The following is a 15,875-nucleotide window of genomic DNA, read 5'->3' on the forward strand; positions in this document are numbered from 1 at the left end:
TTTTATAAGTTCAAAGCTGTTTGAATAGCCTCTTACTTTTTTGTGAACAGGATGAACACTTAGTCTTTACGACTTAGGTGCATCCTTATCTTTGTCTCCGGTTCCCGGAGATGCTTTGCCGGAAGTAGAATTTCCGCCGGATGTAGCAGAACTGCTGCTTGATGGAGTAGCACCGGAAGCGGTGGCACCAGAGGATGCCGCATCAGGAGCTGCTGCATTAGAAACGGTTGCACCAGGCTTAGCTGTACTTGCCCCGGTTGCTCCTCCTGTATGTGCAGAAGTTGCGGTAGGACGGGCAGCATTAGCGTTACTTGCACTGACATTGACAGTGGCAGGTTGAGCCTGAACTTCCCAGTGGAACGGTTCGAAATTGGAGTTTGGATCTACCCAAGACGGTTTCTTGGAAGCATAGATAATAAACGGAGCAATAACAACGATAATGGCACCGATAATCAGTACGGAGAACCAAACGGTGTTGCTACCTGTAGAGATCTGGCTGGGCGGGATGAAGCTGAGGATAAAGGCAAGCAATGATCCGCAGAAACCAAGACCGCCAACAAACCACATCAAACCGTTACCTGACTTACCGATACGGAACGGACGGTTGAGTTTCTTCATCTTATAACGCAATGCGATAGCTCCGGAGAACATCAACAAGTACATAATCAGATAAAGAATAACTGTCAGCTGTGACAGAATCTGATAGAAGCTCTGTACGGACGGCATAACGACGAACAACAGACTTAATACAGTAACAGCGATACCTTGTACGAACAGGATATTCTTCTGTACACCCAGTTTGTTTGTTTTCTGGAAGAACGGAGGCATATACCCCGCTTTACCTACGGCAAATATACCTTTTGACGGACCGGCAACCCATGTTAATACACCTGCCAGTACACCAAATGCAAGAGCGACAGCAATGATTGGTGACAACCAGGAAGCATGAATATATCTGAAATAGTTGTCGAAGCCGACGAGTAGACTTTGAGTCAGGTTGATATCTTTTGCAGGGATAATCACACCTAATGCAAAAGTACCCAAAACGAAGATCAACACTGTGATAAGTGCACCGATGAATACGGCTTTCGGATAGTTTTTGGAAGGGTTCTCTACGTCTTTTACGTGGATACCACCCATTTCCATACCGGCATAAAACAAGAAGATACTGGCAGCAAGAACAACATTATCAAAGTTGGTAAAGTCGGGGAAGAAGCTGCTGTTGAAATCCATATTGGAATGTCCGCCGCTTGCCAGATAAATGATTCCTAAGATAATCAACAGGGCAGCCGGGATAATTGTACCGACCATACCACCGATTTTAGCAACCTTACCTACCCAGCTCATACCTTTCAGGGAAATGAAAGTAGCCAGCCAGTAGATGATAAGTACTACGACGAGCGTATAATACTTATTGTTTGCCAGTGACATGTCATGTACGTCATTCATTCCGATGAAAGCGATAGATACGGCACCAAACGTTAACACTGTCGGATACCAGATCGTACTTTCGATCCATTGTACCCAAATGGCGAGGAATCCCAGTTTTTTGCCGTAGGCTTCGCCTACCCACCGGAACACACCACCCTGCTTATCCTGAAACATCGCCGCCAACTCTGCTGCAACGAGCGATGTAGGGATTAGAAAGACAATAGCTGCAAAAAGATAATAGAAGGCCGAACTCATTCCATATACGGCCTCGGCTGGTAGTCCACGCAAGGATACTACTGCCGTAACATTCATGATAGCCAGGGTAAACACACCCAGCTTCACTGCATTTTTAATATTCGCCATAAGTTAAGGTTTTAAGTGAAAAATATTTTAAAGTCAGTGTTATAACAACATTTTGCGTGAGATGTTTCCGCAATCTCTTTCAAAGTTCGTTAATTAACATCCCCGAAATGGGAGATTGTAACCCCGGATTTACTTCTTCCGAAACAATCGCTTTCTCCAATTGTTTTTAAGCAATCTAAATTATAAATGAATCATTTTATTATAAATTAAGTAGTTATGAAATCAGCGCTTTCAGATTTTATTTCCGGGAAAAAGGGAATCTATGGTATTCTTCACATTATTATATTAGTAATGTCCCTATTCCTGGTTATTAGTATCTCGGTAGATACTTTTAAGGGAATTCCTTTCTATACACAGTCTTCGTATATGAAAGTACAGCTATGTATCTGTCTTTGGTTTCTTTTTGATTTTGTATTGGAGTTCTTTCTGGCAAAACATAAGGGACGTTATTTGCGGACGCATTTTATCTTTTTATTGGTGGCGATTCCTTATCAGAATATTATCGCCTATTATGGGTGGATATTTTCGGATGAGATCACCTATCTTCTCCGTTTCATACCTTTATTGAGAGGAGGATATGCGCTTGCCATTGTGGTCGGCTGGTTGACCTACAATCGTGCTTCGAGTTTGTTTGTCTCTTATCTGACGATGTTGTTGGCAACGGTCTATTTTTCCAGTCTGGCATTTTTTGTGCTTGAGCATCGGGTGAATCCCTTGGTGAATGGTTATGGAGATGCTTTGTGGTGGGCTTTTATGGATGTCACTACCGTCGGTTCGAATATCATAGCGCAGACGGTGACCGGACGTGTACTTTCCGTTTTGTTGGCTGCCCTGGGTATGATGATGTTCCCTATCTTTACGGTTTATATCACAAATCTGATTCAGCAATCCAACAAACGTAGAAAACAATATTACGAAGAGGAGGAACTAGAGAAAAAGGCTTCCGAGAAAAAAGAATTGGCAGAAAAAGCAGCCGTACAGAAAGCAAGCACATCATAATGTGCTTGCGGATAAGATGAAAAAACAGATGAAGTGATGATGACGGTAAAGTGTTGAAAACCAAAGATGAATTACTTTTCTTAATACTATAATTACTTTTCTTTATAAGCGGCGGTAACCATTCTATTTTCCGCCTTGACATAAGTTGTTAGCCGCCATATCTTTGCGCCGTAACCTTTAACAAGAATGATTATGGCAAAAGAAAAAGTAAACTATCAGGAGGTATATGACCTCTACCAGTTATGCAGCGAGACCAAAGATCTTCGAGAGTTCTGTGCTGATTATGGTGTAAATTACGACAAGTTCATGAACTGGCAGCGTCACCAGTTGTGGAGTGAGAAGTTAGGCAAGACAGTCCAGGTTGAGCAGCCCAAGGTTGCCAAAGTCCAGATAACCGGGAAACCATGCAATAGTCCAACTGTGAAGTTGGACGTGAAACATCCTGAAGGTGAACCACCAATAAAATGGATCAAGTTACAGCTGGCGTCTGGCGCAACACTGTTCCTGAGAAACACCACCGTTCTTGATTTGAGCCTGTTGCTTAATAAAATGATAGGATGATATGCTTGGACTGAGTGCTAACCTTAACTATTACCTGTTTAACGGTAATGTTGATTTGCGGAAAGGCATTTTCCGTCTGTGTGAGAGTATAAGGGAAGAAATGTCCCTTGACCCGAGCGATGCGTCCAATGTATATATGTTCATGTCCCGGAACCGAAAGGTTGTGAAGATACTTCATTACGAACGCGGTTTTTATGTGCTTTACGAAAAACGTCCTGTTATGGGCAAATTCAAGAAACCTGTATTTGATGAAGTCTCCAGGTGCTACCGGATACAGTGGTCGGACATGGCTTATCTTACGGAAAGCATTGTAGTTGACAAGATGTACGTTAGTCCGAAAGGCTAATATTAACATACTGATTATCAACAGGATAGTATAAAAAATAAACGGTAAAAAGTTTGCGTAAGTGCCTGATTTTTCGTACCTTTATATCATGATTGATGAAAGAGCATACGAGTTACTTTGCTGCCAGCTGGGTCTGGCGAATGAGGAAAAGGCAGGTCTTCGCAAACAGAATAAAGAATTGATTGCGAGGCTTGAGTCTATTGAAGAATCCAACAGGGAGAACTCTAAAAATCTGATAGATACCATCAATGATCTCAAAGATACCATCGAAAAGCAGTCAACCACGGTTGAACATTACAGGAAAGAAATGGAACTTATGAGAAAGCAGCTTGAAGCAAAGGATGAGGTGAACAGGATGCTGGCAAACGAGATCTCCAATCTCAGACTTCAGCTTGAGGACAGCAGGAAACACCGTTTCGGCCGTACTTCCGAGCAAAGAAGGCTGTTGAACAACCGTAATCTCGACAAGTCCGCTCTGGAACAATCCGAGTATGACGGTTCTGACAGGAAGGATGATAATAATAAGACCGATGATAACGAAACCGGCAGCAATACCTCTTCCGGCAACATACCTGCCCAGAACAGCAAACCTTCAAGGAGAAAGGAAACCGCACCACGTGCCGGGAAAACAAAATTGAAAGTTGACAAGGTGGTAGTACATGAAGTGGACGAGTATTACACGCTTCCAGAAGGGGGACGGTTTATGAACCGCAACGGTATGCCTGATGTGTGGGAATACAGGGTCATAGAACATGTAAGGGCTTATAACGTGGAGCATGTTTACAAGGTGGCAAGGGTAAAGCTTGCGGACGGCACTTTCACAAGCACCATGGAACATCCGCTGAAAAACCTTGGAGGTATCTTCTCTCCTGAACTGCTTGCCCGTCTGCTTTGTCTGAAATATGACTTCAGCATGCCTGAGAACAGACAGATAAGACTGCTTGCAAGAGAGGGTATCCACATAAGCAATACCACGCTGAACAGCTATATCCATAACGGAATCGCCAAACTAAGGGAGTTCATGGAAGATGTCTTCAAGGAGTTTGTACAGAGAGCTAATTACCTTATGGTTGATGAGACTACTGAGCTTGTTGGAGTGGAAACAAAGGAAGGTAAGGCTTACAGGAGAAAGTACTTATGGGCTTTCTTTGCCAAGCATATTAAGATGGTCTATTATCACTATAATAACGGCAGCAGGTCGTCCGATGCGGCAAAATCATTCCTGGAATATTTTATGGGAACCATATCCACTGACGGATATACGGTTTACAGGATGTTTGACGGAGACGACTCAAAGGTGCTTCATATAGGATGCTGGACGCATTGTAGAAGGTTGTGGGTTGATGCCCTGCCTTCAGACAGAACAGCGATGGACATAATAGATCCTATCGGTGAGATGTTCAGAAATGAAGACCTGTTCCGTATGATGAAACTCAGCGGTGAGCAGATTAAGGAAAGAAGGCTTAAGCTAACAGGACCGATTCTTGAACGTATCCATCATAAGGTGGTCATTATGATGCAGGATGCGAAGATTATGGCTAACGAACTGATGAGAAAGGCCGTGAACTATACGATAAACCAGTGGAAATCCTTGAGAAATATCCTCAAGGACGGTTCAGCAGAAATCTCGAACAACCTCTGTGAGCAAAGGATGAAACCTGTAAAGCTGCTGCTCAAGAACTGTATGAACGTTGGCAGTGAGGATGCGGCAGAAAACTCTGCATTCACCTTCTCTCTGATAGAAAGCTGTAAGTTGAACGGCATAGACCCTCAGAATTACCTGAAACACTTGTTTGAATGTATTCTTCATGGTAAGGACTGCGACAAGAAGGCTCTTCTGCCATGTTTCTATAAACCGGAATGTTAAAACAAAAATATTTTCTTACGGGCATTTTTATTTTATCGGCTGAAAGACAGCCGATAAAATTGGCGTGGCGGAAAATAGTATGGTTACTAAGCGGCGAAGGAAAAGGGGGGGGAAAGAGGTATTACTTTCTATCTTTGTTGAGAAGAGACAAGACACGACGCTGTTATAACCGTTATTGAATGAATCAAACTTTACCTTATCCGGGTTAATAACAGCTATCTCATTTTAATAACTAGAGTTGTTCAGGGGTAAGTTCAATTTGTAGCATTTGAAAAATGATGCCGTTTGTATTGAAACATTGGCGGGAAATCAAGAGGGTAAGGGGAATAGAAAAAGGTTACTATCAATAGATAGTAACCTTTACCTTTCTTATAAAAGAGATTGAGAGAATTTTAGTCAACAACGGTGATATGGTTGTTGCTAAATACATTCAATTCCAGCTTGTTCATGATGTATTGAATAGCTAACTGCGCTTTCACGGAGTTGCCCGAACTATCCAAGGGAGGAGCAAATGCGGCAATACCGAACTGTCCGGGCAGTACGCCCATCACACCGCCACCTACACCTGTTTTAGCAGGAATACCGGAAGTGTACATCCAGTCGCCGGTATGTTCGTAGAAACCTACGGCGGCAATCATGGCAGTGATTTTAGGAGCCAGGACGGCATCAAAAACTTCTTTTTTAGTCACAGGGTTCACACCACCGTTGGCGATTGTACCGGCTGCGATGGAAAGCTGCAATGCAGTAACTCCCAATGAACACTGGCGGGTGTAAAGGTCTAATGACAGATCCGGGTCATCATAAATCCGGTTGTAATTCTTCAGTAGCCATGCGATAGAACGGTTGTTGAAGTTGGTGTCCGATTCCGACTTGTACAATTCATCAATCAGTTGCGGGGCACTGCCGCATAGGTCTGTCACATTTCCTACGATGGCATCCCATTTCTTGGCAGAGTCACCGATAGGTTGTACCATACTACAGGCGGAGATGGCTCCGGCATTTACCAGTGGGGTAGACGGATGATCGTTCTCCAACAAGATAGCGATGATTGAATTGAAGGGCAAGCCTGTTGCGTCGGCTCCAATCTTGTCCAGAATCTCTTTAGCACCGTATTGACGCAGTGCCAGGATAGCCGTATGTACTTTGGATACGGATTCTATACCGAAGCGATAGTCAGTATCTCCCACATGGATGGTCTGCCCGTTGAGCAGGCAGACACTGATTCCAAAGAGATCCTTGTTGACATTTGCCAGATAAGGAATATAGTCGGCATTCTTGCCGCCGGTATTGGCCTTTACCTGATCGTATGCCTCCTGTACCACTTCTTTCAATTGAGCGAGTGTTACTTTTTTATCCATAGATCATTTTATTTTTTTACGGTTTTACGACGACCACCGTGGTTGAATATCTTGGCTTCTACCGGAAGATTCTTTTCTTGAGCCATACGGGTAGGAGTTGGATATTCCAGTTTTTCCAGTTCGGCGATGGCATTGTTGATGTCGCCCAGAAGCATATCTGCCATGTCACGGCTGAATCCCTGACGAACAACGACACGCATCACTACATAATCTTCCAGTTTAGAAGGCAATGTATAAGCAGGAACCATCCAACCATGTTGAGATAGTTTGTCTTGCAAATCATACAAAGTCCATTTGGCGCTCTTTGCATATTCCGGTTTCAGATACCAGATGAATAGCGGGTTCACAACATCTTCTGAGTAGTTAACGAACGGAACCATCTTGGCTATTTCACTATGGATATATTTGGCAATTTGCAGGGAGTTGTACTGCACTTCTTTGTAACCCTGGAATCCTAAGCGGATGAATTGATAATATTGTCCCAGAATTTGTGCGGCCGGACGAGAGAAGTTCAAACCTACTTGTGTAATGTTGGCGCCCAGATAGTTGACGCTGAATGACATTTCTTCGGGCAGATATTCTTTGCCTTTCCAACAAACCCATCCGAGTCCCGGATATACCAAACCAAACTTGTGGCCGGATACGCTGATAGAAAGTACCCATTTCAAACGGAAGTCCCATTTCTTTTCCGGATACAGGAACGGAAGGATGAAACCACCACTGGCGGCATCTACGTGGATAGGAATGTCATAACCGGTCTTGGCATTGTAAGCATCCAGAGCTTTATCCAATGCTTCGACATCATCATTCAGTCCAGTCCATGTAACACCTTGAATCGGTACGATACAGATGGTGTTTTCATCACACATTTTCAAAGCTTCTTCGGGGTCAAGAGTGGTTTTTTCAAGTGTCAAAGGCACTTCACGCATTTCAATCTGCCACAACTGTGCAAACTTTTCCCAAACAACCTGGAAACCTGTAGAAATAACAAAGTTTGGTTTATCAAATGGTTTGCCCTGTGCTTGTCTTTTCTTACGCCAACGCAACCAGGCAGCTACACCACCCAACATACATGCTTCTGAAGAACCGATAGCCAAAGCACCTGTTTTCCAGGTATCTTTTTCAGGAGAGTTCCACAAGTTGGCAACGATGTTGATACATTTACCGTTCATCACAGCGATACGCGGATATTCTGTTTCATCAATGTAGTTGATGTTGATGGCCTCATTCATCAGCTTGGTTGCATATTCGTCCATATAAGTGGTAACGAAAGTAGCCAGATTCAAACGGGGCTGAGTTTGAGCAAATGTTTCATCTTTCACCATTTGATAGGCGACTTCAGGAGTAGTAGGTCCATCAGGTATTTTCTCTACCGGAGAGGGTTGTAACATTCTGTCTGAACCAAATACATCGGTTTTTGCATCACCTTTTCTGAAATTTAAATCTTCCATACTAATTTGTTTTTTTAAAGGTTTAGGGCGATGGGGATTTTCCCCGTCGAATTTCCCACAACAACAGCAGATAGGTTTGAAAGTTTCCCGGTTTTACATTATTTGGCGTTTATTAAGGAGGAGGACGCCCTTATTGAAGCGGAGCTTTTGTGATTTAGCGGAAAAGCTTATGATCGTACTAGTTTTGAACTAATTTCGAGCTTGTGCAGATTTATTTTTGATGCCTAATGGGTTTATGGCTAATGATACATAATTTTATTCGTCTGACAGCTGTCAGACGAAAGTTCAACAACTGTCAGACGAATAAATTTATGTATGATGAATATTAAATCATCGCATATTACCAATTAAATTTTAGAAGAACTAAGATTAGTTCATTCCCACACGGTTATGAATCAATTGATATTTTAGCAAATAAGTATTGAAACGCAGATTAACGCAGATTTTCGTAAAGAATAAAAAAGTTCTCAAACATGGCGCAGCCTTCTAATAATCTGCGAAAATCTGCGTTAATCTGCGTTTCAATAAATGTTCATTTGGCTCATTTCGGTGCATATTTGAACTTTATAAAGCAACTATTGTTTTCTTCAAACCTAAACTTTTAACGAATAAGCATTATGAAGATACAGACGGGACGGGGAACAATTCCTCTTATTACTTTAATTGCCATCTGGTCTATTTCGGCATTGACTTCATTGCCGGGACTGGCTGTTTCACCTATATTGGGTGATCTTACGAAGATATTTCCAAAAGCTACGGATCTGGACATACAGATGTTGACTTCGCTGCCATCACTGCTCATTATTCCTTTTATATTGCTGGGTGGTAAACTGACAGAGAAAGTCGATTATGTCCGTGTATTAAAGGTCGGACTCTGGCTTTTTGCCGCGAGCGGTATTTTGTATCTGATTTCCAATCGAATGTGGCAATTAATTGTGGTAAGTGCTTTGCTCGGTATCGGTTCCGGTTTGATTATCCCTTTATCTACCGGATTGGTTTCCAGATACTTTGTAGGAACCTATCGGGTGAAACAGTTCGGATTAAGCTCCGCTATTACTAATTTCACGTTAGTGATAGCAACTGCCGTAACGGGCTATCTTGCAGAAGTCAGCTGGCATCTGCCTTTCCTTGTCTATCTTCTCCCATTGATTTCCATTCTGCTGGTAGGACATTTGAAAGAAGACCGGACGGGAGAAGTCGCTTATACACCCTCTCCTTCCTCTTCTGCAGATACTACAAAAGACAACGAAGCCTCCGAACAATCTACTTCCATAGATATAGGAGGCAGTAAATACGGTATTCACATCAAACATCTGATAGAGTTGATGCTCTTTTATGGGGTGATAACCTATATTGTGGTAGTAGTGATTTTCAATCTGCCTTTCTTAATGGAGAAGCATCACTTTTCCAGTGGTAATTCAGGATTGATGATTTCGCTCTTCTTTCTGGCTATCACCGCTCCGGGTTTCTGTCTGGATAAGATCGTAGCCCTGCTGAAAGGACGTACGAAAGCATACAGCCTGCTGTCAATAGCGTTGGGACTGCTATTAATCTGGATAGCTCCAATCGAATGGCTGATTATTCCCGGATGTATCCTGGTTGGTTTGGGATATGGCATTATTCAGCCTATGCTTTATGATAAGACCACGCAGACTGCCTTACCGCAAAAGACTACCTTGGCTTTGGCATTTGTGATGATGATGAATTATCTGGCTATCTTGCTTTATCCCTTTATTGTCGATTTTTTCCAGTGGATATTCCATACCCAATCACAGGAGTTTCCTTTTATCTTTAATCTTCTGATAACTATTGTCACTCTTTTCTGGGCATATCGGCGCCGTAATACCTTTTTGTTTAACGGCCAATTGAAATAAAAAATGAAGAATAAGAAACTGGAGGCCAATCTTAGCATGGCTGTCTCGAAAGTATTTAGCGGTTTAAATATGAATGCCTTAAAGTATCTTCTGCCTTTGTGGATGAGTCCATTGACGGGAGCCGCGCTTCGTTGCACATTTGCGGCGGCGGCTTTTTGGGTGATCGGGTGGTTTATGCCTCCGGAGAAATCGTCAGCCAGAGATAAATGGCTCCTCTTTCTGTTGGGGGCTTTGGGACTTTACGGTTTTATGTTTCTCTATCTGTCCGGATTGAGTAAAACAACTCCTGTTTCCAGTTCCATTTTTACCAGTCTCCAGCCTATTTGGGTTTTTCTAATGATGATATTCTTTTATAAGGAGAAGGCGGGCGCTAAAAAAATAATAGGAATTTCTATCGGTCTGATAGGAGCGTTGGTTTGCATCTTAACCCAGCAAAGCGATGATTTGGCCTCTGATGCTTTTATGGGGAATATGCTTTGTCTTCTTAGTTCTGTGGTGTATGCTGTCTATCTGATTCTTAGTCAGCGCATCCTCACGGCCATTGGAGCAATAACGATGTTGCGATATACCTTTTCCGGTGCTGCCGTGTCTGCCATTATAGTCACGTTTATTACAGGATTTGATGCCCCGGTATTCTCCATGCCGTTCCATTGGACGCCTTTCCTTATTCTGATGTTCGTATTGATTTTCCCGACCACTATCAGTTATATGCTGCTGCCTGTCGGTTTGAAATATCTAAAGACAACGGTAGTCGCTATCTACGGTTATCTGATTCTGATTGTGGCGACTATTACCTCCCTTGCTCTCGGACAAGACCGTTTTAGCTGGACGCAGACGTTTGCAATCATTTTTATTTGTATTGGAGTTTACCTGGTTGAAGTGGCCGAAAGTAAAGAAAAGTAAAGAAAAAAGGCATTCCATCACGGAATGCCTTTCATTATTTCATCATCATGTTTTATAGAGAGGAGTTGATTGCTTGCGCTATGGACTTGAATTCTTCATCCGACAATTTCAGTTTCGGATTCGAAAACAACATATCCGATTCCTTTTGAATAGGAATTAAATGAATATGTGCATGGGGTACTTCCAGTCCGATAACAGCTTCGCCTACCTTTTGGCAAGGGAATGCTTTTTTAATGGCACAGGCTACTTGCTTTGCAAACACGTGCATAGCAGCCAGGTCTTCATCGCTCAAATCGAAAATATAGTCTACTTCCTGTTTGGGCACTACCAATGTATGTCCCTTTACCAACGGATTGATATCGAGAAAAGCAAAAAACTTTTCGTTTTCTGCCACCTTGTAGCAGGGGATTTCTCCTGCGATGATTCTACTGAATATTGTTGCCATAACTTTTATTGATAAATTAAGGCAAGCCTCACATGGAGACCTGCCTTTACGTTAAATTGATATGTTTACTACTTCCAGTGCAATTTTACCTTGTGGAACAGTAATTTCTGCTACATCACCCACTTTCTTGCCAAGCAGACCTTGTGCAATCGGGGTGTTAACGGAAATCTTCCCTTCCTTCAGGTTAGCTTCACTTTCGGAAACGATGGTATAAGTCATCTTCATACCGTTCTTTACATTCTTCAGTTCCACTTTATTTAAAATCTGTACAGAATCTGTTTTCAGTTTAGATTCATCAATGATTTTTGCGTCTGCAATGGTAGCTTTCAATTTGTTGATGCGCATTTCAAGCATACCCTGCGCCTCTTTGGCGGCATCGTATTCTGCATTTTCCGACAAGTCTCCTTTATCTCTGGCTTCGGCTATTGCCGCAGAGATCTTCGGGCGTTCCACTGTTTCCAGTTCCTTCAGTTCCGCCATCAGTTTCTTGTAACCTTCTTCTGACATATAAGCCATGATGTTTTCCTCCTTTAATTGTTTTAAATGGTCATATAAACAAAAAAGAATTCCAACATGAGCCATGTTGGAACCCTCTTTTCATTATTTCTTTGCAAAGATAGCCTTTTAAGTGATACGTGTCAAGTGAAAAAAGATGCTATGTAACATATTTAAATGAAATATGCTAAATTATAACAACTTAGAGCAATGACTTGACAGCTGCTTCCAAATCCTTAATGTCTTCGCCACGAAGCTTCAATTCGTTGTTACGATTAATCAAAAAGATAGATGGAACCTGACGAACATTATATACGGCTACGTTGGTAGAGTAAACTCCGTTTCCATCGCGCACACAGACCCATGGAAGATTATCTGCCGCTGTTTTCCAGTAGTGTTCGTCCGCGTCGAGAGATACTTGGTATATTTCCAGTCCTTGTTTTGCGTATTCATTATATAGTTCGCGAAGCATCAGGTTGTGAGGAGCTCCGGCAGGCGACTGGAATACAGAGAAATCGAGCAAAACGACTTTGCCTTTCAGGTCGGTCAGCTTGCGCACATTTCCTTTCACATCACGCAAGGCAATGTCGATAATACCGGTTTCTACGATTTTGTCCTGTGGAATTTCCAGAGCTTTTGTTTGCGGCTGACGCGTGTTCTTCATTCCTTTGATTACAATATTATAAAGGTTCTTGGAACGTACCGCATGAGGAAACGCATTGTTGAGGCTCGTAGCAACAGCTGCGAAACATTTCACATCGTCTTTATTGTTCAACGGATCGAATATCAGATAATTATTGAGCTTCTGGAACAGGGCAAAGTAAGCTGCAGCCGTGTTGGGAGCAGCAAAAATATAGTTCACTTTGATATCTTCCTTATAGTTGTTGAGCAATGTTGCCAGGCTGTCTTCAAACACATCATGTCCTATTCCGTTACTGCGCAGGGATGCCAGTAAATTGTCCACCTCTTTTTGAAGGCGAATCTGCTTCAACGTTAGTTCTTTTATCTTATTGCTGTTTTCCGAACCTTCCACCGTATAAGTAGTAGAGAAATCCACATACGGAGCTTTGATTTGAATTGTTTCGATAGAATCTACAGAAAAATTGATGATTTTGTCGTCAATCCGCAAACGGTAAAATTCGGGTGACTCGGGACGAGGCTGCTTGAAACTGAATGTACCTTCCCCTTTCAGCTTCACTGAATCGAGCGGAACAATACCTTCCAGACCGGAAGCTTCGAGATAAAGCATTTTACCGTCGGCTCCTGATACATCCCCGTTCACCTGGAATTTAGGGCCGGAACTACAAGCAGTAATAGTAAGTGCGGCGAGCGCTGCAAAAGTAACCTTTTTCATATAGTGTGTGTTATTAACGAGATGCAAATATACTTCTTTTCGAGATTAGTCAAAGCATTTTGCTGTGTTCTTCATCCTAATTTTGAAAAAAAATCAGTTCGCCACTAACTTTTTACCTCATTTCCACCTAATTACCACGATAAATGTATATCTTTGCAGGAATTTTGAAAGAAAAAGTATAGATAAAACAATTTTTATGATTAACCCAATTGTTAAGACAATCGAGTTACCTGATGGAAGAACCATCACGCTCGAGACGGGAAAGTTGGCAAAACAGGCAGACGGTTCTGTAATGCTCCGCATGGGAAACACCATGTTGTTAGCTACTGTTTGTGCCGCTAAAGATGCAGTTCCCGGAACAGATTTTATGCCTTTACAGGTAGAGTACAAAGAAAAATTTGCGGCATTCGGCCGTTTTCCCGGTGGTTTCACCAAGCGAGAAGGTAGAGCTTCTGATTATGAGATTCTCACTTGCCGTCTTGTCGACCGTGCTCTCCGTCCTTTATTCCCCGATAATTATCACGCAGAGGTATATGTGAACATCATCCTCTTTTCTGCTGATGGTGTGGATATGCCGGATGCATTGGCAGGACTTGCCGCTTCTGCAGCACTTGCCGTTTCAGATATTCCTTTCAACGGACCGATTTCTGAAGTACGTGTAGCACGTATCGACGGTCAGTTCGTTATCAATCCTACTTTTGAACAACTGGAAAAAGCTGATATGGATCTGATGGTGGCCGCTACTTATGAGAACATCATGATGGTAGAAGGTGAAATGCACGAAGTATCCGAAGCTGAATTGCTGGAAGCAATGAAAGTAGCTCATGAAGCTATCAAGGTTCATTGTAAAGCACAGATGGAGTTGACTGAAGAGGTTGGAAAAACAGTGAAACGTGAATACAACCATGAAGTGAACGACGAAGATTTGCGCAAGGCTGTTCGTGAAGCATGCTACGAAAAAGCTTACGCTGTTGCCGCTTCCGGAAACAATAACAAACACGAACGTTTTGCTGCTTTCGAAGCTATCCGTGAAGAATTCAAAGCTCAATTCTCTGAAGAAGAGTTGGACGAAAAGGGTGCGTTGATCGACCGTTACTACCACGATGTAGAAAAAGAAGCCATGCGCCGTTCTATCCTTGACGAAGGTAAGCGTTTGGATGGTCGTAAGACTACTGAAATCCGCCCGATCTGGTGTGAGGTTGGTCCTCTGCCTGGTCCTCACGGATCTGCTATCTTTACTCGTGGTGAAACACAATCACTGACTTCTGTTACTCTGGGTACCAAACTGGATGAGAAGATCATTGACGATGTTTTGGAACACGGAAAAGAACGTTTCTTATTGCATTATAATTTCCCTCCTTTCTCTACAGGTGAAGCAAAAGCACAACGTGGTGTAGGTCGTCGCGAAATCGGTCACGGTCACTTGGCTTGGCGTGCTTTGAAAGGACAGATTCCTGCTGACTATCCGTATGTAGTACGTGTGGTTTCAGATATTCTCGAATCTAACGGCTCTTCTTCTATGGCTACTGTATGTGCCGGAACATTGGCATTGATGGATGCTGGTGTGAAGATCAAGAAACCGGTATCAGGTATCGCTATGGGATTGATTAAGAATCCGGGCGAAGAAAAATATGCTGTATTGTCTGATATTCTGGGTGACGAAGACCACTTGGGTGATATGGACTTCAAAGTAACGGGAACAAAAGATGGTATTACGGCTACCCAGATGGATATCAAGGTAGACGGTCTGTCTTACGAAATTCTGGAACGTGCTTTGAATCAGGCAAAAGAAGGACGTATGCACATTCTGGGTAAGATTACTGAAACAATTGCTGAACCACGTGCTGACCTGAAAGAACATGCTCCACGCATTGAAACGATGACAATTCCTAAAGAATTTATCGGTGCTGTAATCGGCCCTGGTGGAAAAATCATCCAAGGTATGCAGGAAGAAACCGGTGCTGTGATTACTATCGAAGAAATTGATGGTATGGGACGCATCGAAGTTTCCGGAACAAACAAAAAATGTATTGATAATGCAATGCGCATGATTAAAGCAATCGTTGCTGTTCCTGAAGTGGGCGAAGTTTATAAAGGTAAAGTTCGTTCTATTATGCCTTACGGTGCATTCATCGAATTCTTGCCGGGCAAGGATGGTTTGCTGCACATCTCTGAAATTGATTGGAAGCGTCTGGAAACAGTAGAAGAAGCTGGAATTAAGGAAGGTGATGAAATCGAAGTAAAACTGATTGATGTTGACCAGAAAACTGGTAAATTCAAACTTTCAAGAAAAGTGTTGATGCCAAGACCAGAAAAGAAATAAGAACGCGATAGCGTTTATATATAAAGAAGGCTGTTTCAATTTTGAAACAGCCTTCTTTATATATTAGTATCATCCGGGGTTGAACTGTTTTATATATAGAGTTAG

13 protein-coding genes are annotated in these 15,875 nt (G+C 42.5%); 7 read left to right on the forward strand and 6 right to left on the reverse strand.

Translation table 11 applies throughout. From position 1 onward, the window contains the following. Positions 1-66: 66 nt before the first annotated feature. Positions 67-1,794 (reverse strand): putative glutamine/gamma-aminobutyrate antiporter GadC, encoded by a 1,728-nt coding sequence (gadC, locus tag CJF29_RS02640; RefSeq protein ID WP_004296275.1) that lies wholly within the window; start codon positions 1,792-1,794, stop codon positions 67-69. A 216-nt stretch (positions 1,795-2,010) separates the two neighbouring features. Between gadC and CJF29_RS02645 the strand changes: the two genes are divergently transcribed. The 4 genes from CJF29_RS02645 (at position 2,011) to tnpC (ending at position 5,567) form a co-directional block, all read left to right on the forward strand. Beyond that, positions 2,011-2,793 carry a potassium channel family protein gene (locus tag CJF29_RS02645; protein ID WP_008649760.1) on the forward strand — a complete coding sequence of 261 codons (783 nt, stop codon included), beginning with the start codon at positions 2,011-2,013 and terminating at the stop codon, positions 2,791-2,793. Between the two features lie 192 nt (positions 2,794-2,985). Beyond that, positions 2,986-3,354, forward strand: a complete 369-nt coding sequence (locus CJF29_RS02650; RefSeq protein WP_170834904.1) for a hypothetical protein — start codon at positions 2,986-2,988, stop codon at positions 3,352-3,354. Between the two features lies 1 nt (position 3,355). Beyond that, positions 3,356-3,700 carry an IS66 family insertion sequence element accessory protein TnpB gene (gene tnpB, locus CJF29_RS02655; RefSeq protein WP_004297053.1) on the forward strand — a complete coding sequence of 115 codons (345 nt, stop codon included), beginning with the start codon at positions 3,356-3,358 and terminating at the stop codon, positions 3,698-3,700. Between the two features lie 88 nt (positions 3,701-3,788). After that, positions 3,789-5,567: an IS66 family transposase gene (tnpC, locus tag CJF29_RS02660; protein ID WP_004300191.1), complete on the forward strand. Its 1,779-nt coding sequence runs from the start codon at positions 3,789-3,791 to the stop codon at positions 5,565-5,567. A 392-nt stretch (positions 5,568-5,959) separates the two neighbouring features. Here tnpC and glsA read toward each other — a convergent pair whose 3' ends face one another. Together glsA and CJF29_RS02670 are read right to left on the reverse strand one after the other, a co-directional pair. After that, the gene (gene glsA / locus CJF29_RS02665) at positions 5,960-6,925 is read right to left on the reverse strand and encodes a glutaminase A (RefSeq protein WP_074559519.1); all 966 of its coding nucleotides are present in this window, start codon (positions 6,923-6,925) and stop codon (positions 5,960-5,962) included. A gap of 8 nt (positions 6,926-6,933) precedes the next feature. Continuing rightward, positions 6,934-8,376, reverse strand: coding sequence for a glutamate decarboxylase (locus CJF29_RS02670; protein ID WP_099146915.1), 1,443 nt, complete (start codon positions 8,374-8,376; stop codon positions 6,934-6,936). A 617-nt stretch (positions 8,377-8,993) separates the two neighbouring features. Between CJF29_RS02670 and CJF29_RS02675 the strand changes: the two genes are divergently transcribed. Next, positions 8,994-10,250: an MFS transporter gene (locus CJF29_RS02675; RefSeq protein WP_099146914.1), complete on the forward strand. Its 1,257-nt coding sequence runs from the start codon at positions 8,994-8,996 to the stop codon at positions 10,248-10,250. A gap of 3 nt (positions 10,251-10,253) precedes the next feature. Then, positions 10,254-11,153: a DMT family transporter gene (locus CJF29_RS02680; protein ID WP_099146913.1), complete on the forward strand. Its 900-nt coding sequence runs from the start codon at positions 10,254-10,256 to the stop codon at positions 11,151-11,153. A gap of 52 nt (positions 11,154-11,205) precedes the next feature. Here the strand turns inward: CJF29_RS02680 and CJF29_RS02685 are convergent, their stop codons facing one another. The 3 genes from CJF29_RS02685 to CJF29_RS02695 form a co-directional block, all read right to left on the reverse strand. Further along, the gene (locus tag CJF29_RS02685; protein ID WP_004311936.1) at positions 11,206-11,598 is read right to left on the reverse strand and encodes an HIT family protein; all 393 of its coding nucleotides are present in this window, start codon (positions 11,596-11,598) and stop codon (positions 11,206-11,208) included. Positions 11,599-11,649: 51 nt separating this feature from the next. After that, a complete protein-coding gene (gene greA / locus CJF29_RS02690; protein ID WP_032811363.1) occupies positions 11,650-12,114 on the reverse strand; it encodes a transcription elongation factor GreA in 465 nt (154 codons plus the stop codon). Between the two features lie 181 nt (positions 12,115-12,295). Beyond that, positions 12,296-13,447: a TlpA disulfide reductase family protein gene (locus CJF29_RS02695; protein ID WP_099146912.1), complete on the reverse strand. Its 1,152-nt coding sequence runs from the start codon at positions 13,445-13,447 to the stop codon at positions 12,296-12,298. A 196-nt stretch (positions 13,448-13,643) separates the two neighbouring features. Between CJF29_RS02695 and pnp the strand changes: the two genes are divergently transcribed. Next, entirely contained in the window at positions 13,644-15,770 is a 2,127-nt protein-coding gene (pnp, locus tag CJF29_RS02700; protein ID WP_004323285.1) for a polyribonucleotide nucleotidyltransferase, read from the forward strand. Positions 15,771-15,875: the final 105 nt, after the last annotated feature.

It is taken from the genome of Bacteroides celer, from assembly GCF_002632415.2.
In the GTDB taxonomy this organism is placed as follows: domain Bacteria; phylum Bacteroidota; class Bacteroidia; order Bacteroidales; family Bacteroidaceae; genus Bacteroides.